The organism is Teichococcus aestuarii (assembly GCF_042651065.1).
Taxonomy (GTDB): Bacteria; Pseudomonadota; Alphaproteobacteria; order Acetobacterales; family Acetobacteraceae; genus Pseudoroseomonas; species Pseudoroseomonas aestuarii.
The window spans coordinates 106,382-124,368 of sequence record NZ_JBHSCH010000004.1; the positions used below are offsets into that span (position 1 = coordinate 106,382).

The 17,987-nt window shown below is 66.5% G+C and carries 15 protein-coding genes and 1 pseudogene; 6 read left to right on the top strand and 10 right to left on the bottom strand.

Features of this window, described 5'->3' with window-relative positions:
* The first annotated feature begins 11 nt into the window (after window positions 1-11).
* The 3 genes from ACFOY6_RS03305 to ACFOY6_RS03315 all read left to right on the top strand — a co-directional run bounded on the left by ACFOY6_RS03305 (window position 12) and on the right by ACFOY6_RS03315 (window position 3,705).
* On the top strand, window positions 12-1,493 hold the full coding sequence (locus tag ACFOY6_RS03305) for a SulP family inorganic anion transporter (protein WP_379641320.1): 1,482 nt from the start codon (window positions 12-14) through the stop codon (window positions 1,491-1,493).
* 12 nt (window positions 1,494-1,505) lie between these two features.
* The gene (locus ACFOY6_RS03310) at window positions 1,506-2,357 is read left to right on the top strand and encodes a universal stress protein (protein ID WP_379641323.1); all 852 of its coding nucleotides are present in this window, start codon (window positions 1,506-1,508) and stop codon (window positions 2,355-2,357) included.
* A 151-nt stretch (window positions 2,358-2,508) separates the two neighbouring features.
* Window positions 2,509-3,705, top strand: coding sequence for an acyltransferase family protein (locus tag ACFOY6_RS03315; protein WP_379648934.1), 1,197 nt, complete (start codon window positions 2,509-2,511; stop codon window positions 3,703-3,705).
* Window positions 3,706-3,898: 193 nt separating this feature from the next.
* Here ACFOY6_RS03315 and ACFOY6_RS03320 read toward each other — a convergent pair.
* The 10 genes and pseudogenes from ACFOY6_RS03320 to ACFOY6_RS03360 all read right to left on the bottom strand — a co-directional run bounded on the left by ACFOY6_RS03320 (window position 3,899) and on the right by ACFOY6_RS03360 (window position 14,060).
* Window positions 3,899-5,021, bottom strand: a pseudogene (locus tag ACFOY6_RS03320) (glycosyltransferase 87 family protein).
* Window positions 5,021-6,550 carry a hypothetical protein gene (locus ACFOY6_RS03325; RefSeq protein WP_379648936.1) on the bottom strand — a complete coding sequence of 510 codons (1,530 nt, stop codon included), beginning with the start codon at window positions 6,548-6,550 and terminating at the stop codon, window positions 5,021-5,023. The pseudogene ACFOY6_RS03320 and the gene ACFOY6_RS03325 overlap by 1 nt, the downstream one beginning before the upstream one ends.
* 203 nt (window positions 6,551-6,753) lie before the next feature.
* Window positions 6,754-8,013, bottom strand: a complete 1,260-nt coding sequence (locus ACFOY6_RS03330) for a DUF4185 domain-containing protein (RefSeq protein WP_379648938.1) — start codon at window positions 8,011-8,013, stop codon at window positions 6,754-6,756.
* 163 nt (window positions 8,014-8,176) lie between these two features.
* The gene (locus ACFOY6_RS03335; RefSeq protein WP_379648940.1) at window positions 8,177-8,587 is read right to left on the bottom strand and encodes a divergent PAP2 family protein; all 411 of its coding nucleotides are present in this window, start codon (window positions 8,585-8,587) and stop codon (window positions 8,177-8,179) included.
* A gap of 13 nt (window positions 8,588-8,600) precedes the next feature.
* Window positions 8,601-9,347, bottom strand: coding sequence for an SDR family NAD(P)-dependent oxidoreductase (locus ACFOY6_RS03340; protein WP_109517216.1), 747 nt, complete (start codon window positions 9,345-9,347; stop codon window positions 8,601-8,603).
* Window positions 9,344-10,687, bottom strand: a complete 1,344-nt coding sequence (locus ACFOY6_RS03345; protein ID WP_379648943.1) for an FAD-binding protein — start codon at window positions 10,685-10,687, stop codon at window positions 9,344-9,346. The genes ACFOY6_RS03340 and ACFOY6_RS03345 overlap by 4 nt, the downstream gene beginning before the upstream one ends.
* Window positions 10,687-11,661 carry a lysylphosphatidylglycerol synthase transmembrane domain-containing protein gene (locus ACFOY6_RS03350; protein ID WP_379641336.1) on the bottom strand — a complete coding sequence of 325 codons (975 nt, stop codon included), beginning with the start codon at window positions 11,659-11,661 and terminating at the stop codon, window positions 10,687-10,689. Before ACFOY6_RS03350 ends, ACFOY6_RS03345 begins: the two co-directional genes overlap by 1 nt.
* Complete coding sequence (locus ACFOY6_RS03355; RefSeq protein ID WP_109517219.1) at window positions 11,661-12,608, bottom strand: decaprenyl-phosphate phosphoribosyltransferase; 948 nt, start codon at window positions 12,606-12,608, stop codon at window positions 11,661-11,663. Before ACFOY6_RS03355 ends, ACFOY6_RS03350 begins: the two co-directional genes overlap by 1 nt.
* Window positions 12,609-13,378: 770 nt before the next feature.
* Window positions 13,379-13,477: a small membrane protein YohP gene (locus tag ACFOY6_RS24385; protein ID WP_456316316.1), complete on the bottom strand. Its 99-nt coding sequence runs from the start codon at window positions 13,475-13,477 to the stop codon at window positions 13,379-13,381.
* 244 nt (window positions 13,478-13,721) lie between these two features.
* Window positions 13,722-14,060 carry a CsbD family protein gene (locus tag ACFOY6_RS03360; protein WP_379641339.1) on the bottom strand — a complete coding sequence of 113 codons (339 nt, stop codon included), beginning with the start codon at window positions 14,058-14,060 and terminating at the stop codon, window positions 13,722-13,724.
* Window positions 14,061-14,375: 315 nt separating this feature from the next.
* On the opposite strand from ACFOY6_RS03360, the gene ACFOY6_RS03365 reads away from it, so the two are divergent.
* The 3 genes from ACFOY6_RS03365 (at window position 14,376) to ACFOY6_RS03375 (ending at window position 17,675) form a co-directional block, all read left to right on the top strand.
* On the top strand, window positions 14,376-15,773 hold the full coding sequence (locus ACFOY6_RS03365) for a sensor histidine kinase (RefSeq protein WP_379648945.1): 1,398 nt from the start codon (window positions 14,376-14,378) through the stop codon (window positions 15,771-15,773).
* Entirely contained in the window at window positions 15,770-17,191 is a 1,422-nt protein-coding gene (locus ACFOY6_RS03370; protein WP_379641343.1) for a sigma-54-dependent transcriptional regulator, read from the top strand. The genes ACFOY6_RS03365 and ACFOY6_RS03370 overlap by 4 nt, the downstream gene beginning before the upstream one ends.
* 175 nt (window positions 17,192-17,366) lie before the next feature.
* Window positions 17,367-17,675, top strand: a complete 309-nt coding sequence (locus tag ACFOY6_RS03375) for an integrase core domain-containing protein (protein WP_379641345.1) — start codon at window positions 17,367-17,369, stop codon at window positions 17,673-17,675.
* The last annotated feature ends 312 nt before the right edge of the window (window positions 17,676-17,987 follow it).

Consider the following 17,987-nt stretch of genomic DNA (forward strand, 5'->3'; position numbering starts at 1 on the left):
GCATTGCTGCCATGAGCTTGGCCAATATAAGGGCCGAGTGGTTCGGCAATATCCGCGGGGATCTTCTCGCGGGCATGGTCGTGGCTCTCGCCCTCATTCCAGAGGCAATCGCCTTCTCCATCATCGCGGGCGTGGACCCGAAAGTTGGCCTCTACGCTTCCTTCTGCATTGCCGTAGTGATCGCATTCACGGGTGGCCGCCCAGCGATGATTTCCGCGGCCACTGGCGCCATGGCGCTGGTGATGGTCACGCTGGTGCGGGACCATGGCCTGCAATACCTGCTCGCTGCCACCATTCTCACCGGCATCCTCCAGATCATCGCGGGTCTTCTGCGGCTCGGCGATCTGATGCGCTTCGTCTCACGCTCAGTGATGACCGGCTTCGTCAACGCCCTGGCCATTCTGATCTTCATGGCGCAGATCCCGGAACTGGTGGGGCATGGCTGGCAGACCTACGCCATGACAGCGCTGGGCTTGGCCATCATCTATCTGCTGCCGCGTCTGACCACGGCGGTGCCGTCGCCGCTCATCGCCATCGTCGTGCTGACCATCCTCGCCATCGCCAGCGGCATGCCGCTGCGCACGGTTGGCGACATGGGCGAGCTTCCGGCCGAGCTGCCGTTCTTTCTGTTTCCCGATATACCGCTCAACCTCGAGACGCTGCGGATCATCCTGCCCACAGCAGTGACCTTAACCGTGGTCGGCCTCCTGGAATCGCTGATGACGGCGTCCATCATCGATGATCTTACTGATACGCCCAGCGACAAGAATCGCGAGTGCAACGGCCAGGGCATCGCCAACATCGTCTCCGGTTTCTTTGGCGGCATGGCGGGATGCGCAATGATTGGCCAATCCGTCATCAATGTAAAATCCGGTGGACGCGGACGACTTTCGACGCTGTTCGCCGGCGTCTTCCTGCTCTTCCTGATCCTGGTGCTCGGCGAATGGGTGCGGCAGATCCCGATGGCCGCCCTGGTCGCGGTGATGATCATGGTCGCAATCGGGACCTTCAACTGGCGCTCGGTTGCCAATCTGCGCGTGCATCCCAAGAGCTCCAGCACCGTGATGCTGGCCACGGTCGCCGTGGTGGTCGCCACGCATGATCTGGCCCAGGGCGTTCTCGTCGGCGTGATGCTCTCCGGCCTCTTCTTCGCCCGGAAGGTGGCGCGCATTGTCCGCGTCCGGTCGGAACTCTCAGCCGATGGCAAGGCGCGTACATACTACGTCCGCGGCAACATCTTTTTCGCTTCGGCAGCCTCCTTTGGCGACGCCTTTGACTTCCGCGAAGTGTTGGAGCGCGTCACTATCGACGTCACGCAAGGCCACTTCTGGGATCTGACAGGCGTTGCCGCGCTGGATCGTGTGGTGCTGAAATTCCGCCGCGAAGGCACACAGGTGGAAATCGTCGGGCTGAACGAGGAGAGCATCTCACTCGTCGACCGCCTGGCAATGCACGACAAGCCGGATGCGCTCGAGCAACTCTCGGCACACTGAGGGGGGGATCATATGGCCAGAATACTCGCCTGCACCGACGGCTCGATCTATGCGCCGAGTATTTATGGGCATGCCGCCTGGGCGGCTTCCCGCCTGAACGCGGCCGTGGAGGTCCTGCACATGCTGGACCGTCACCCCGGCGCAGCCAGGGAAGCGGAGTTGAGCGGTGCCATCGGATTTGACGCCTCACAGGATCTTCTCCGGAAGATGGTCGAGCTGGACGAGGCTCAGGGGCGCCTCGCACAGCAGCGATCAAGAGCCATCCTGGAAGACGCCGAGCGGGTGTTGCGCGCTGCGGGCATTGCCGAGGTCACCCTCACCCTCCGCCATGGGGCGCTGGTGGAGGCGCTGCCGGAGTTCGAGAAAGCCGCCGATCTGGTTGTCGTCGGCAAGCGCGGCGAGGCGGCAGACTTTGCCAAGGGCCATCTGGGCAGCAACCTGGAGCGGGTGCTGCGCACCAGCATTTGCCCGGTCCTGGTCGCCTCACGCGCCTTCAAGCCGATCAGCCGGGCGGTGATCGCCTATGATGGCCGCGCCGCCTCCCGCAAGGCCGTCGAATATCTGGCGCGGCAGCCGCTCCTGCATGGTGTCTCGGTTCATCTACTCACCGTCGGAAATGCCGGTACCGACGAGGAGGGGCTGGCTGAGGCGCGCTTCAGGCTTGGTGAGGCTGGCCTGGACGTTCGTATGCAGATCCTGCCCGGAAGGCCGGAAGACGTCATAGCCCGCGTGGTCGCCGAAAGCGGGGCTGATCTGCTTGTCATGGGCGCCTATGGCCATGGTGTGCTGACGCGGATGTTCCTCGGCAGTGTCACCTCCACATTGCTGCGCGAGTGCCGCGTGCCGGCTCTGGTCTTCCGCTAGGCCCCGCGCCGGCATGGGAGGGAAGAGCCTGCACGGCTTTCGCCAGCCCTCCCGGCGTCCTGCTGATGCTGCTGTCCGGTTTCGGGCAGACCTATCTTCACCGCGCTGCTCAACAGCGCCCTGCACAACAGCCCTGGCGGATCGAGTGGGAATGACAGCTGATCGAAGTTGCGAACCATCCAAGAATGAGCGCCATCACTACCTGGACTATCTGCGCGCCATTCTGATGTTCCTGGGCATTCCCTACCATGCGGCGCTGGCCTTCTCGTCCCATCAGGCCTGGATCGTCGAAGCGGAGCGGGACTCGGCCCTGCTGAGCTGGGCGGCGCAGCTCAGCCACACCTTCCGCATGCCGGTGTTCCTCCTGATCGCCGGGTTCTTTGCAATGATGCTCTGTCAGCGGCGTCCCGGGTCCTGGTGGCGAAGCCGCCTGGTCCGCCTCGGCGTGCCTCTGGCTGCCGCCACGATCCTGATCAATCCGCTGCTCATGCTGGGAAGGGCGCTTTGGCAGGCTGAACCCAGCCAGGTCTTGGATCTGTGGCTCAGCATGCTGGCGACACCTGGCGAGCCCTGGGTGTCGCACCTCTGGTTCCTGATCGATCTGCTGATCTATTCCTCGATCCTGGCGGTGCTGTTGCGCCTGCGCTGGATGCCTGCGCTGGCGCGCCGCGCCGACAGGGTTGCCGGGTTGATGGCTTCGCGCTGGTGGGTGGCGCCTGGCCTGCTGCTGTTCAGCGGGGTCGCTGCGCTGGGCACGGTGGTGGCGCTGAGTGTCCTGGGCCTCAACTCGACCCTTCATGGCATGTTGGTGCTGGCGCGCACCTCGGCCCATCTGCCCGTCTTCCTGTGCGGTGCCGCCCTTGCGCTGCGCCGCGACTGGCTGGACCGCTTCACGCGCATCCACTGGTGGATGTGGGCGGCAGGGCTTGTCCTGGCGGCGGCACTGGCCGCTGTGCAGTGGCGGGACGAGGACATCTACCGGGCCGTGACCTTTTTCCTGATGCCCGTCGTCGGCATCCTGTTCGCCCATATCCTGATGTCGGGGATGCGGGCCTGCTTTCAGGGCGCCAACAGGCTGGTGCAGATCGCGGTGGACTCTTCCTTCACCGTCTACCTGGTGCACCAGGTTTTCATCGTGTTCGGCGTGGTGCTTATGATGGGCAGCGGGATTCCGGTGCTGCTGCAGTTCGTGCTGCTGGTGGCGGCTTCCACGATCCTGTCGCTGGGGTTTCATCAGCAACTGGTCCGTCGCCGCCCTGTGCTGCGGCTGCTGTTCAACGGCGTGCTGCCTGAGCGTGCGGCACCGCTGGCTGGAGCCGCCGCTGCCCCCCGAGCGGGACGGATATAGTACAAGGAGTCTCAATCGGCGGCCGCAACTCGTGGTAGCGGCCCGATTGAGCCTGATTAGGTGTGTAGTCTCGGGAGGTGGCGGTGCATCTTCGGGCCGTGTAGCCCCCGGTGATCCGAGACGTCCCCCTGCCCCACCGGCTGCCAGCAGATTTCGGCGTACACGGCAGCAGGGGGGTTCTCCCGGGCAGGCTTCAGCTTGCTCCGGATCCTTGGGCAAGGTCGGCGGAGGCGGCCTGCCGCCGCAGGCGTCTCTCTCCGCCAGCCCGGCACTCCATGCCGGCAATCGCGCCAACAAGGCACAGCAGCACCGCCCATCCGTAGATGGAGCCGAACGTCGCCTGGACCCAGGCAGGTGATCCCATGAAGGCCAGAACCCAAGGGACCGGGATCAACAACAGCACCGCCGCCAAACTGAGAGCCCAGTTCAACGGCCGGAGGAGAAAAACAGGCAACAGGAAAAGCGTGTAATGCACCCAGGCGAGCGGTGAGGCGAGCAACGCACCAACCAGGCCCAGCGCACTCGCCTGTGCCAGGCTGGGCCGGCAGCGCCAGGCCCAGAGGGCAAGCGCGCCCAGCACCAAGGCGCCGGCGGGCGCCGCAAAGGCACCGAGCCCGCCTCGCTGCAGCAAGCCGGCCAGCGAGGCGTTGGTGAGGAAAACGGCGCGGTTCCCTTCCGCGGCGAGCACTGCGAACCATTGCTGGTAGACCTCAGGCCCGTAGAGCAGCACGGGCAGAAGGCTGAGCAGGAGCGCCGTGACGCCAGCAGAAACTGCAGGCCGGTAATAGCCTGAGAGGAACAGCAAGACCGGCCAGACAGCGAAGTTCGGCTTCACTGCAACGACGAGCCCGATGGCAACACCCGCCGCCAGGCCCCGCCCACAGCGTGTCCCAGAACCCGGCAAGGGCGAAAGCCCAGAGAGCAGCCAGCCAGCGCCCATCGCCGCTGCCCTGGCGGCGCACCAGCAGCAGGATCGTCGCGACGTAGCAGAGCACAGAAATGCTCCACCACAGGCGGAAGCCCTCATGCGGGTCCAGCAAGCCAAGCAACTGAAACAGCGGCAGCGCGGCCGGCGGATTGAGGTTGGGGTTCCAGGATTCGAAGCCCGGCAACGCCACGTGGAACGTCAGCGGATAGATGCCATAGGGGTCAAGGCCCTCGGAGGCCGCCCGGCCGGAGGCGATGAAGGAGCCATAGTCCAGAAGCCCCGGCGTTGGCAGTGCCCGCGCAAGGCTCCAGACGATGAGCGGCAGCAGCAGCAGGCACAGGGCAGCGGCCAGCGCGCGCCGCGCTGGATGAGAGAGCGACGCCGCCATCACCCGGCCTCCTCTGAGGCCTTGGCCGGCGGCACGACACGCATCACCGAGAAGCCCTGGCCACAGGCCACCGGCTGCACGGCAAGGCCCGCCAGCCAGTCCTCGCAGCCCCACTGGTACATGGCGATGTAGACTCCCGCGAGCGGCGGCTGCACCTCATCGGCCCGCGAGGCCACGGCCAGCGCGTTCTGGACCAGCGGGCGGAACGCCGCCGCGTCCGGCACGCGGGCGATCGGGCCACGGTCCAAGGCTTTCATCTCCGGCAGGAGCGGCTCGAAGACGAGCGGATTCTGCCCCGCCTTGGCGAAGAGGCTGGGGATGATGGCCTGGCGGTCAATCATCGCATAGGCGACGATGTGTTCGGGCGGCGGCCGCATGCGGCGCGTCTGCGTCCAGTCGCCGAGTTCAATCGGGTAGCGCGCGGCGGGAATAATGAAGCTTCCCGGCGGAATGCGCTGGAAGGCCGCGACCATCTCGCCGATCACCTTCCCCTGGACGCGCCAGTCCTGCGCCAGAACGTAGCTGCGCGAGCCCAGCAGCAGCAGGATGACCATGGAAGCAATCGCTGTCGCCAGCGGGCGCGGGCGGCGTGGCACGATTGCAGCGAGCAGCATGAAGGCCGCGGCGATGGCGATCCGCCAGTCCAGGAAGAATGACTCCATCGCCGAATAGGGCAGCACCAGCACCAGCAGGGCGAAGAGCGCGGCAACCAGCAACAGGCCGGGATGTAGCCGGACCTGCCGCATCGTCAGCGCCAGCACCAGGGCTGCCAGCGAGATCAGCGAGGCCGCGGCATCCGCATGCGGGTTGCCGGAGGAAAGCAGGCGGGTGAAGGGAGAGAGCTTGACGAAGGCGCTGAAGTTGAAGTGCGGGCTCAGCGGCAGGCCGTGCGACGGGCTGATCGCCCAGTAGAGCACCAGGGCCGGGATGAATTGCGAAGCCGACGCAACGAGGCGCAGGAAGGCAGGGCCAAGCCCCTCGCGCCGCCGCAGCCAGGCGTGCCGCAGCTCCAGCGCTGCGATGGCCACCGCGTAGAGGCCGAAGGCGACGAGGTGCGCGAGAAAGATCAGCAGTGCGAAGAATGCGCCCAGCACCACCTGCTGCCAGCGCGGCCGTCCCTCCATCAGCAGCCAGGCGGCGAGGCCCCAAGGCAGCAGGGCGAGACCCAGGTTGTAGTTGAGAAAGCCCCAGAAGAACATTTCGTTGGTCAGGAAGACGCCGGCCAGAAGGGGCCAGACGCTGTAGCGGCCGGCCACGGCCCGATTGAGAAGGTAGAGACCGCCCAGCGTGAGGATGAAGGTCAGGGCCAGCAGCAGAAGGCCCGCCGCCCGCGCATCGGCGACCTGCATCAGTGCCAGCATCACCACGTCCGACAGCATGTTCGGAATCAGAAAGCTGGCAAGCCGGTAGTTCGCCTGCAGGCCGGGGCTGCTGGCCCAGTGATTGATAGCGTCAACCCGGGCCAGGTGGTTGGGATAGTCGAACAAGGGCGGCATGCTGGTGGCCAGCAGCGGCAGCAGAGCCACCACGAGGCAGAGCGCCAGGGTGACATGCGCCCAGGCGGCGCTGGTGATGTGCACGCGCCAGGAGCGGTGCGGGACGGCCGCCGTTCCGACAGACAGATCGCTGAGGGGCATCAGGGGGGTGCTCGCTCTCGCTGGGGAAGGCCTCTTGCAGCCGACACTAACGTCCAAGCTGGCTGCTGGTTCACCCCAGCAGCCGAAGGCGGATTTCAGGGGTGCCGCGCCAGTGGCGCGGCGTCGCGCAGGATGGGGCCGTTGCCAGCGCGGAGCGTCGCCTGCATCAGCACGACGGTATAGGGGTTCCAGGTGGAGACGAGGAAATAGATCGTTGAGGAGAGACCGGGCTCGCCCTCGGTGAAGGGGGAGATCAGGTAGGGCCCATATGCCTCGCCCGGTGTGAAAGGCGTGTGCGGATCCGACACCGTGTGGCAGCGGCGGCCGAGGCGGACAAGCTGCAGCAACGCGGGCTGCTGCTGCGGCGGCCGCCCGGCGCTGATGAAGCCGCATTCACCGTCTTCCCGCGCCGGATCGACCAGCGCCTCCGGCGCCGACCAGGGGCCCCAGGGCTGATCGGCGGTGCGCAGGAACGTGGCGGCGCGCGGGCCGCCGCAGGTATAGAGCAGCATCCATTTCTGGAGAAAGGCGTTCCAGCCGGCCGAGAGTTCGCCGAGGCAGGGCTGGTCGAAAAGCGGCACGCTCTCCGCCTCGTCGGCGCTCCAGCGCGGCGTCTTCGTCACCGGGTCGAGGCCGGCGAAATGCCGCAATGCGCTCGTATCCTCGACGGCGCCGGCAGGCAGGAAGGCAAGATGCGGGTTGCTGCGGCGGAAGTCGCCGCTGCCCCAGAGCAGCACGCCGGCGCCGTCGGGGGCCGGCAGGTTCTGCACCTGCCCTGCAGATACAAGCACCGGCGCGACATGCACCATCTTGTCGCGCGAGATGTCGTAGAGGTAGCGGAATTCGTGCCCGTCATCATCCGACCGCGCGAGGACGGAACGGCCGACATTCCCGCGCTCGCGATGATCGCCAGTGGCCAGGATGTACATGCGGCCGTTGAGGCTGAAGCCGCCTGTCGGCACCGCGAAGGCACCGGAATACACGCCGGGGATCTGCAGTTGGCGGAAGCCGCCATCCGGGTCCGTCAGAAACGATAGGCGGATGCAGTCCCGCGGGTTGGTGGTGTCACTGACCGCCATGGAATCCGCGTCTCGCGCGCGGACCAGACCGCCACTCGGATGCGTGTCGCCGAACAGGAAGTAGAGCCTGCCCTTATGCTCGAAGGAGGCGCCGAGATCGGCCCCCCAGAACTTGAACCGGCGCTCCGTGGCATTGACGGTGGGCATGCCCTGCTGGCGATCGAACTCGCCGACCACCTGGCAGATCTTGCGTATCTCAGGCCCGCTGGCATGCGAGGTGCTGTTGGTCGCGGAGGAGGAGCGATGGACCGGCAGCAGGGCGAGGGCCAGGAGCATCCAACGCCACGAATGCGCAAAGCGAAAGCGACCAGTCATGCCATTTTTCCGGCTCTGGGCAGAGGGATGCCGCGCAGTGGCGGACCGATCCCGGGTAGGGCGGGAATGTGACGAGAGTGTGGAGAAACAGCAGCGCCCGCCACAGCGTGGCCCTCCGGGAGGCTCAGAGCCAGTTGAGCATCGCGGCGCAAAGGGCGCCGAGCGCGATGCCGCCCAGAACCTCTTGGGGCTTGTGCCCGAGGCGCCCGCGCAGCGCCGCCACATCAGGCCGCTCGGGAAAGGCCGCTTTCAGCGCCAGGGCCTGGGCGCCGATCTTCTGGCGCAGGTCCATGGCATCGATCATCACGATCACCGCCAGGGTCAGTGCCACCGAGAAGGCCGGCTGGCCAAAGCCGTCACGGAAGCCGAGCAGCCAGCAGGTGGTCCAGACGATGGTGGTGTGCGTGCTGACGGCGCCGCCGAGGCCGATGCCGCGCCAGGCGGCCTTGCGGTCGCGCAGCGTGTTGATGGCGAACTTCAGGCTGCCTGCAGCGAGATAGCCAAGCAGGGGGGCGAGCGGATAGGTGAGGTCCACGGATGCTCCTGCGTCAGATGGAAAGGCGCTTGAACAGCCTCTCGGGAATGGCTTTGATGATCAGCATGATCAGGCGCCAGAAGCCGGGATAATAGATCTCGTCGCGTCCCTTTCCGGCAGCCTGCAGGCCGGCACGTGCCGCCGCCTGGGGCGAGGCCACCAGGAAAAGGCCTGGCAGGCCCCAGGTCATGGCCGTGTCGAGGAAGCCGGGCTTCACGGTGACGACGCGCACGCCGTCGGCCAGCAGGCGACCGCGCATACCCTGGAGGTAGGCGTGCAACCCCGCCTTCGCCGAGCCGTAGAGGAAATTCTTGCGCCGCCCACGGTCACCGGCCACCGAGCCGAGCACCACCACGGCGCCGCCGCGCTGTGCACGCAGACCGGGTTCCAGCCGGTTCAGCAGCGAGACCACGCTGAGAAAGTTCACCTCCACGATGGAGCGCGCCAACCGGAAGTCGCGCATGGCCGCTTCCTGGTCCGGCATGCTGCCAGCGGCGAAGAAGAGGTTCAGGCGGTGCCCTTCGGCCAGCCGCCAGCAGGTCTCGACGAAGGCGTCATGGCTGTCGAAGCCGGCGGCGTCGAAGTCGAGGCACTCCACCCGGCGCCCGGTGCGCAGGCGCAGGTCGGCGGCGGTGTCGGCGAGGTCGGCCTGGTCGCGCCCGGCGAGCACGAGGTCGGCCCCACCTTCCGCCGCAGCGCGGGCGAAGGCGCGGGCGACAGAGGAACTGGCACCGAGCACCACCCAGAGATCGGCCGTCATGCCGCACCATGGATCTGCAGGCGCCGCGCCATGTCCGAGCGCATGCGGCCGGCGGGGTCCACCCGCTGCAGCACCGCCTGCAGGTGCGGCAGCTCGGGATACATGCGGCGGAAGCCCTCAGGCGAGAGGCAGGCGTCCTTGGCCAGGTAGACCCGGCCACCATGGTCGAGGATCATGGCTTCAAGCTGGGCCATCAGCGCAGGGGTCTCCGGGCGGGCTGGAAGGTCCAGTGCCAGGGTGAAGCCCGGCAGAGGGAAGGAAAGATAACCCCGCCCACGCTCACCAAGCGTCTTGAGCACCGCCAGAAAGGAGGCGGCGCCAGCCTCGGCAACCCGCTCCATCAGCGCCGGCAGGCCACGCTCGGCCGCCGCGTCGGGCAGCACGCATTGCAACTGGTAGAAGCCGCGCTTGCCGTAGAGGCGGTTCCAGTCCAGCACCGCGTCGAGCGGATAGAGGAACTGCTCCACCGGCAGGATGCGCTCGCGCCCCGCAGCCGGGACGCGGCGGAAATAGGCCTCGTTGAACAGGCGGACGCTGTGGCGGTTCAGTGCGAGGGCCGGCAGGTCCACCGGCATGCGGCGCTCCCGGGCGGGCCGTGCGCGCGGCACCTCGCCGGTGGCATATTCCGCCGTCTGCAGGATGCCGCGCCCCAGTTGCCCACCGCGCGCCACGCCGTCGATCCAGCCGACCGAGTAGGTGGCCTGGCGCCGTACCTCGGCGAAGGCGGCCATGAAGCTCTGCAGGTCGGGCAGGCGGCGCTCGTGCACCACGAAATGCGTCGAGGGCGCATTCTGCAGATGGAAGGCGGCGCGCAGGATCAGGCCGGTCAGGCCCAGACCACCGATGGTGGCGGCGAAGAGCTCCGCTTCCTCCTCGCGCGAGGCGCGCACCAGTCGGCCGTCAGGCAGCACCAGCTCGATCCAGGCCAGATGGTCGCCGAAGCTGCCGTGGCGGTCGTGGTTCTTGCCATGCACGTCGTTGGCAATGGCGCCGCCGATGGTGACGAAGGCGGTTCCCGGCGAGACGGGCGCGGCATAGCCGCGTGGCAGGAAGGTGCGCAGGATGTCCTGGAAGGTCACGCCGGCCTCGCAGACCAGCAGGCCGGTGTCCGGCACGAAATCCAGCAGGCGGTTGAGGCGCTGGGTCAGCAGCGTCGCGCCGCCGGAATTCAGCGCCACGTCGCCATAGCTGCGGCCGCCACCATAGGCGATCACGCCCGGTGCCGCCTCGGGCGCAAGGAGCAGCGGAGCAACCTCGCGCTGCCGCTCGGGCCGGCTGGCCAGGGTCTCGGCGCGCGTGACGCGCCCCCAGCCCTGTAGCGCCATCCGCTTCCAGGCCATCAGAGAGCCTGCCGGGCGCGGCGAAGGGCCTGCGGCAGGGCGAGGCAGCCCAGAGCGACGGCAAACCAGAGCGTCGTCACGCGGATCACCGCGATGGCTGGAATGGCCAGCTCCATCGGCACGCCCTGGGCGGCGAGCAGGGCCAGCATGGTTGCCTCCGTGCCGCCCACGCCGCCAGGGATCAGGGTGACCGCACCCACCAGCATGCCGGCGGTGAAGATGAGGACGGCATGATGCAAAGGCACCTCCGCGCCGAAAGCCTGCAGGATCAGGAAGAAGGCATAACACTCGGCCAGCCAGCCGGCCAAGGCCAGGGTAAGGGTCAGCAGCAACACCTCCGGCGAGAAAAGTGCCGTCATCCGCCGAACCATGCCGCGCAACCGGCCGAAAAGCCGCGGCCACCGGCCGGTGGCACGAAAGGTCATACCCACCATGGCCAGCGCTATCTGTGGCCGCAAGGCCAGGAGAAAGGAGACGAAGGTGGCGACAAGGGCAGTGGCCAGCAGCCAGGGCTGCGGCGAGGCGGTCAGAAGGCAGAACAGCATCAGCAGGCCAACCGCGCCGAGATCGCTAAGCCGGTCGGCGACCAGCACCGGAAGCGTCCGCTCATAGGGCGTGCCGTTGCAGCGCTGCATCATCCAGAGGCGGAAGGCCTCGCCAACCCGGCCCGGGGTCGTGGTCAGGGCGAAGCCCGAGATGTAGTAGAACAGTGACTGCCATAGCGAGACTTCCGCGCCAACCCGGCGGCTGTAGAGGTGCCAGCGCAGGCCGCGCAGCAGGTAGTTCGCCAGCGACAGGCCGAGCAGGGCAACCGTCAGCGGCAGACTGAGCGAACGCAGATGCGACCAGACCTCCGGCCCGCCGGCTAGCGCCGCCGCCACGGCCATGCCAATGGCGAAAAGACCGATGACGGCGATGATGCCGAACTCCAGGCGGCGCAGCTTCGGCGCCGGCAGCGCCTCCAGGGCCAGCATCACAGATGCACCAGCAAGGCAAAGCTGACCGCCCAGCACGCCAGGCTGCCAATCATGAAACGGTCGGTCAGCAGGATCACCGTCGGCGCGCCGGAACGTTCTTCCACCAGCGTGATCTGCAGGTAGCGCAGAATGCCGGCGAGCACGAAGGGCAAGGTGAGGTAGAGATCGGGCGTGCCGAACCGGGCCACAGCGGCCTCGTTTGTCGTGTAGATGACATAGGCGACCAGCAGCGCGCCGAGCACGACGGCGATGGCGGTGTCCAGGAAGAGCTTGTTGTAGCCGTTCAGGCTCCTGCGATGCGCAGTGTCGAGCGCGCGCACCACGTCATCGCGCCGCTTGGCGAGGGCCAGGAACAAGGCGGCCAGCCCAACGCAGACCATCACCCAAACCCCGGCGGTGACGCCGATCGCGACCGTGCCGGCCACGATGCGCAGCACAAAGCCGAGCGCGATGATCATGACGTCGATGATCGAGGCATTCTTCAAACCGAAGGAGTAGGCAAGATTGGCCGCAAAATAGACGGCACCGATGGCAGCGAACCGGGGGCTTAGCCACAATCCCAGACCCAGGCCGGCCAGCAGCGCGAAGGCTGCAAGCAAGAGGGCGATCTGCAGGCTGATGGCGCCGCTGGCAATCGGGCGGAACCGCTTGACCGGGTGCACGCGATCGGCTTCCCGGTCACAGATATCATTGATGATATAGACGGCACTGGCCAGCAGGCAGAAGCTGACCACGGCCGAAATGATAAGGTATAGGTTTTCAAGGGTGAGATCTGCCGGGAAGAGCAGCAATGGCGACGCGACAATGGCGTTCTTGACCCACTGATGCGGCCGGAGGAGGCGCAGCGCCGCTGGCAACCGCGCCGGCTCGCCGCTTTGCCTGACGAGACGGATACCTGTCAGCGCAGAAAGCGCTTCGAGCCGGCCGGCAAGTCTGTCGCTCATTGTTTCTACCTCCGGTCGTGCGGGCTGCGCGGTTCGATGTTCCAAATTCTCAAGTTACCGGCGTGAACGACGCCGTCAGGCGCCATCGAAACCAGCTTTGGTGCAAAGGCCTTTCTCAAGCCGGTCGAGCAAAGGGTGCAGTGGGAAACTGCATAGCTTCCGAGGCAGTGACTTCGCGTGGGGAAGCTTATTTTTGAAAATTGGTTGCTTGCCAATAACGCTTTCCCCGCCGCGCTCACAAAAATATCTGCAGAAGCTCCATTGCGGAATGGCGGCGCAGGTCGGCCACCTTAGGCTGTTCGCCAAGGTCAAGCTCGGAGCTTCTCTTTCTGCTTCACGCACAAGTCGAAAGAGTGGCGTTGGTGCCGCCGGTAGAGCCGCATGTTCCCGCCGGCGGCCAGCAGAGATTATGGAGTGGTGCCGGTTGTGCCGGTGCCGGTCGTGCCGGTGCCAGTCGTGCCGGTGCCAGTCGTGCCGGTGCCAGTCGTGCCGGTGCCAGTCGTGCCGGTCTGCCCGGAGGTCTGATCGGCTTGGCCGCCAGAGTCCGAAGCGTCATCGCAAGCCGCTACCCCGAGGGCAACGACAAGAAGTGCCGCCGCAGCAGCCGTGTGAAGCTTTGAAGCCATGTCTTGGGTTTCTCCAGGCTGGTGTTGAGTATTCCTGGGTGCTTTGCCGCCCTCGCGCCTGCCTGGCTGCAGCAGGGTTGCACAGCGGGCAGCGCCTCGGGCCGCAGTTGGTCGCCGCCTGTGGGGATGGCGCCGCCCAAAGGCCTAGAAGATCAGTGCAAGCAACCCGATGACGACAAGCAGGCCGATCAGGAAGATCAGGCCGATGGTGCCGCCGAGGAGCTTCAGAATGCCGCCAATCATAATCATCTCCTTGGTCAAGGAATTTCGGCCCGGGAACAGCCCGCTTCTGCCCGATGATGTTGCGCCAGCCGGACGCCGTTCCCGCCATGACGTTATTCTGCTTGAGGCGCCGGTGACGTATCCTGCTCCGCAGGCTCTCCGCTCTGGCCGAGAGCGATGACGGCCTGCCCGCGATTCTTCCCAAGCGCACCCTGAGCGGCGACCTTGGCGCGGCCAACAACGTTCCGAGCCTTACCTTCTTGGTTCATTCGGCCCTACGCTTCATCTTCTCATCACCCGTCATGGTGCCAGCGTCCTTCTTCACTGCGCCGTCGGTCTGTTCGGCCGAGCCTTTCATACGGGCGCTGTCTGTCATCTCCGGCCGTCTGGCTTCTATGTCCTGGGCCGCATGCGCCATGGCCACGTTCCTTGCCCGTGGTCGAGCGGGCGAAGACCCGTCAAACCCTGTGCCGGATCGGTCAGAGCTGGAATGGCCGCCCACGCCAGGCATGACCTTTGCCGATGCCGGACAATGGTTTGTCCCGACCGCTTCAATAACAAAAGGCACGGCGAACAGGTTGCAGTAAAGCCTGCGCTTGTTCATGATTTTATTTGTAAAAGATCTTCAGATGCATGTTCAGAATTCGGAAAGCGTGTTCATTAATCCGAACATTGGCGGTTTCGAATTTGCGATACTTTGGCGCATCGTGCTTTCATACTTCGCTCTACGGTTCAGCAAGCGACCCTGGCGGCAACCGGCCCGAAGCCGCCCTGACTTCCTCCTTCGCTGAGCAGGCGACGACAGCGCCGCATTGGCGTTGAGCAGAAGTGGCAGCAGACATTGCGATTCTCCCCGATGGCATTCCGTCTTCCTCTCCCGCCGCTTGCCCTTCGTGTGCCGCTCCTCACGGCAGCCACTGTGTTCCTGTTCACCGTGACGACAGGACAACTCGTCAGCTGGGCGATGGGGCAACGATTGGATCAGGAGGCAGAGCGCCTGGGCCGGGTGTATCTCGATGGTCTTGCCGCCGCGGTACTGCCAGCGGTGCGGAATGGTGACGCAGAGGCGCTCCAGGAAGCCCTGCAGCGCGCGCTTGGCTTTCAGGAAGGCATCCGGGAACGGCGGATTGTCATCGGCTCTGCGGATGGCCAGCGGCTTGCCTCCGCCGGAATCGGCCCCAACCCTGAATGGCCTGCCCCCTTTGCCCGCGGCCTGCGTGGCCATATCTGGGAATTGGCCACCGATGGCGACGCGGTCTGGGCGCAGCGCCCGCTCAAGGACCGTGGGCAGGTGATCGGCGTGGTCGCAGCGAAGCTCGACGTCTCTTCCATCACGGAGCGCCGGCGCCGGCTTGACCTGGCGATGCTGAGCTTCGGCCTGGCCATCGCCTTGATCGGCGCGGCCTTCTCCGCACTTGCCGCGCGCTACGCCCTCAAGCCAGTGCTAGCCATCACTCAGGCGCTGCGGCGGGTCGGGGCCGGGCAGCTCGAACCGCTTGCCGAGCCTATGATGCCGCCCTCGGACAGCGAGGCAGGTCGGCTGGGGCATGCTTTCAACGGCATGGTCGCGCAGCTCACCAGGCGGGAAAACCTCTCCCGGCGTCTGGCCGAACGGGAGCGGGCGGCATTGCTCGGCCGGCTCGTCGGGACCGTCGCGCATGAGGTGCGGAACCCGCTCGCTGGCATGCTGACCGCCGTTGAGACGGCGCGACAGTTCGGCCATGACGAGCACGAGCGGAATGAGGCGCTGGACGTTCTGGAACGAGGTTTGCGCCAGATTGAGCGGGTCGTTGCCTCGACCCTGGCCGTGCACCGTGACTGGGGTCCGCCACGCTTCCTCGCCGCAGCGGATTTCGAGGATCTGCGCGTGCTCGTCACCCCTGCCGCACAGCGGCGTGGCATTGCGCTCGACTGGTGCGTGGCGCTGCCAGAACCTTTCCCCGTGGACGCGCTGCGTCTACGGCAGATGGTGCTCAACCTCCTGCTGAATGCGGTTGCGGCCACGCCAGCGGGTGGCCGCGTCCGGCTGGAAGTGAAGGTGGGAACCGATGCGCGGCTCGCCGTTGTGGTCGAGGACAGCGGTGCGGGCCTTTCGCCAGCCGCGGAGCGGCGGCTTTGCAGCCCTGCTTCCCCCGTAGAGGACGATGCGGCGCCTGTCCTCGGGCTCGGGCTGGAGGTGGTTGCCGCCCTCGGTCAGCAACTGGCCGTGGAGATCGCGGTGCAGCCTGGAGCAGGTGGGCGTGGCACGCGTATCATCCTGCAGGCCGCCGCCGCATCGTCGCAGAACGAGCCAATGCCTCCGGAGCTTCTCGCATGAACCAGGAAGCCGCGCTTTCCGTGGCGCTGATCGAGGACGACGCCGTTCTGGGCCGATCGCTGGTGCAGCGTCTGCGGCTGGCCGGAGTTGCCACGCACTGGGTACGCTCTGCCGCAGAAGGAGAGGCGCTGCTGCGCCGCCATCGGCCGACAATGGTGCTCTGCGACATCCGCCTGCCCGACGAGAGCGGCGAAGCTCTCATCGCACGGCTGATGCCGGAGCTCGGTACGACACCGGTGGTGGTGATGACAGCCTATGGGGGCATCGAGCAAGCCGTGCGCCTGATGCGCCTTGGCGTGGATGACTACCTGGCCAAGCCTTTCCCAGTGCAGCAGCTCCTCCACAAACTGTCCGGCTTTGCCGAGTTGCAGCGTGCACGCGCGGATCCTGAGGCCGGCGCCGCAGGGGCGCAGGGCATGCCCGGCTGGCGCTCGCCGCCCATGCGGGCCCTGCACAGCCTGCTTGGGCGCACCGCAGAAACAGGAGTTCCGGTGCTGATCACCGGAGAGAGCGGCGCCGGCAAGGGTTACATGGCGCGCATGCTGCATGACATGGGCTCGCGGGCGCAGGAACCCTTCGTGGTGGTTGATTGCGCCGCTCTGCCGGCCGAGCTGGCACAGGCCGAAGCCGTTCTGCTTGGTCAGGAAGGTGTGGGCCAAGGATCTGCTGCCGAGGAGGTCCCAGGGCTTGTTGGGCAGGCCGGCGCCGGCACGCTATTCCTTGACGAGATCGCCGAACTGAGCACGGCACTTCAGGCTCGTCTGCTCCGTTTGGTCGAGGAGCAGGTATTCCTACCTGTGGGTGCCCGCCGGCCCCGCCCCTTCCGAGCTCGGATTGTAGCGGCCACGCATGCCGATCTGCGGTCCATGACGACAAGGAGCAGCTTCCGGCAGGATCTCTGGTTCCGGCTCTCAGTCCTGGACCTGATTGTGCCGCCGCTGCGTGACCGGCCTGAGGATATCGACGAGCTCGCATGCTACTTCCTGCGTCGCGTCACGGGCGGCAGAGCCGAGACATCATTCAATTTCGCTGCGGACGGGCTGGCGGCGTTGCGGGCACATTCCTGGCCCGGCAATCTTCGTGAATTGCGCAACCGTATCGAGCGTGCGGCGCTATTCGCCGCCACCTCGCAGATTGGCGCGGCGGATCTCTTTCCGGAGCGTTCCCGGAGCGGCGAACCACCTGATGCTGCGGCAGGCCCGCATCCTGTTGGCCAGCCGACGTCCTCCAACTCCAGTGATTCAACCGAAGAAGGTAGGCAATCGCTGGCTGAGGCGCGCGACTTGGCTGAACGACAACATATCAGCCTTGTCCTGGCGGAACATGGAGGCCGGCTCGGCGATGCTGCCCGGGCGCTCGGCGTCTCGCGCACCACGCTGTGGGACCGCATGCGGCGACTGGGACTGAAGGCACGATGAAGGCCTCCGCGAGAGCTGCTGGCCTGGATACCGAAGGGGCGCGGCGCAACGGATGGCAAGACGTTCTTCGGGAGTCACGCAGCTTCTATGAAGGCCACGGTCTGGTGTCCTTGCCGCTGCCGCCCATGGCGCGGATGTCGAAACCCTGCATCGGCTTTCATGCCGTGCAGATGACGTGCTTCGGGTCCTGGCCGAGCTGCCTATCGAACGCGGTCCGCCGGACCACATCCGCTCTGGCAACGGGCGGGCGTTCGCGGCCAAGGCGGTGCGCAGTTGGCTGGGGCGGGAGATTTTCTGCTCGCTCTGCGAGGCCGAGGTGCAGATCGAGCGCTGGTGGCGGCACGACAACACGGTCCGGCCGCGCAGCGCCTTGGGCTATCGCCCGCCAGCGCCGGATACAAGCTGCCTCACCTTGCTCGGCCTGCCTACGCTCTGCTCCCGCACGCCCAGCCGGGCGCGCCATGCCGCCGGATGGCCATGGTGAGCGCCGAGCAGGCAAGTTGCGCCCGCCACTGCTCGCGCTTGGCCCAGCCCAGCAGCTTCGGGGCAACGGCAAAGGCATGGCGGCTGTGGGTGGCCGGGGGACGGAAGCGCCGGCGGACGATAGCCTGGCTCCCATAGGCCCGCATGAGCCTGTCTCGAAATGGCCCCGGCGAACAGGACAACCGGCGGCATGCAGGCGCCTGCTGCAGGCGCGGGCGGCCATAGCGGCCATGGTGATAGTCTGCAGTCGCCGGAAATCGGCCAGGCATCAGTTGCGCGTGTGCGGCCATGCGGCATCGGGACTCATGCCGCA

What these genes read in the sequence shown, in the direction of transcription:
- ACFOY6_RS03330 (WP_379648938.1), bottom strand. Translation starts at nt 8,013, where the DNA reads ATGCTCCTGGCCCTCGCCCTGCTGCCGGTCCATCGCTCCTCCTCCGCG.
- ACFOY6_RS03315 (WP_379648934.1), top strand. Translation starts at nt 2,509, where the DNA reads ATGACAGCTGATCGAAGTTGCGAACCATCCAAGAATGAGCGCCATCAC.
- ACFOY6_RS03310 (WP_379641323.1), top strand. Translation starts at nt 1,506, where the DNA reads ATGGCCAGAATACTCGCCTGCACCGACGGCTCGATCTATGCGCCGAGT.
- ACFOY6_RS03350 (WP_379641336.1), bottom strand. Translation starts at nt 11,661, where the DNA reads ATGCTGGCCCTGGAGGCGCTGCCGGCGCCGAAGCTGCGCCGCCTGGAG.
- ACFOY6_RS03340 (WP_109517216.1), bottom strand. Translation starts at nt 9,347, where the DNA reads ATGACGGCCGATCTCTGGGTGGTGCTCGGTGCCAGTTCCTCTGTCGCC.
- ACFOY6_RS03305 (WP_379641320.1), top strand. Translation starts at nt 12, where the DNA reads ATGAGCTTGGCCAATATAAGGGCCGAGTGGTTCGGCAATATCCGCGGG.
- ACFOY6_RS03345 (WP_379648943.1), bottom strand. Translation starts at nt 10,687, where the DNA reads ATGGCCTGGAAGCGGATGGCGCTACAGGGCTGGGGGCGCGTCACGCGC.
- ACFOY6_RS03360 (WP_379641339.1), bottom strand. Translation starts at nt 14,060, where the DNA reads ATGAACAAGCGCAGGCTTTACTGCAACCTGTTCGCCGTGCCTTTTGTT.
- ACFOY6_RS03370 (WP_379641343.1), top strand. Translation starts at nt 15,770, where the DNA reads ATGAACCAGGAAGCCGCGCTTTCCGTGGCGCTGATCGAGGACGACGCC.
- ACFOY6_RS03355 (WP_109517219.1), bottom strand. Translation starts at nt 12,608, where the DNA reads ATGAGCGACAGACTTGCCGGCCGGCTCGAAGCGCTTTCTGCGCTGACA.
- ACFOY6_RS24385 (WP_456316316.1), bottom strand. Translation starts at nt 13,477, where the DNA reads ATGATTGGCGGCATTCTGAAGCTCCTCGGCGGCACCATCGGCCTGATC.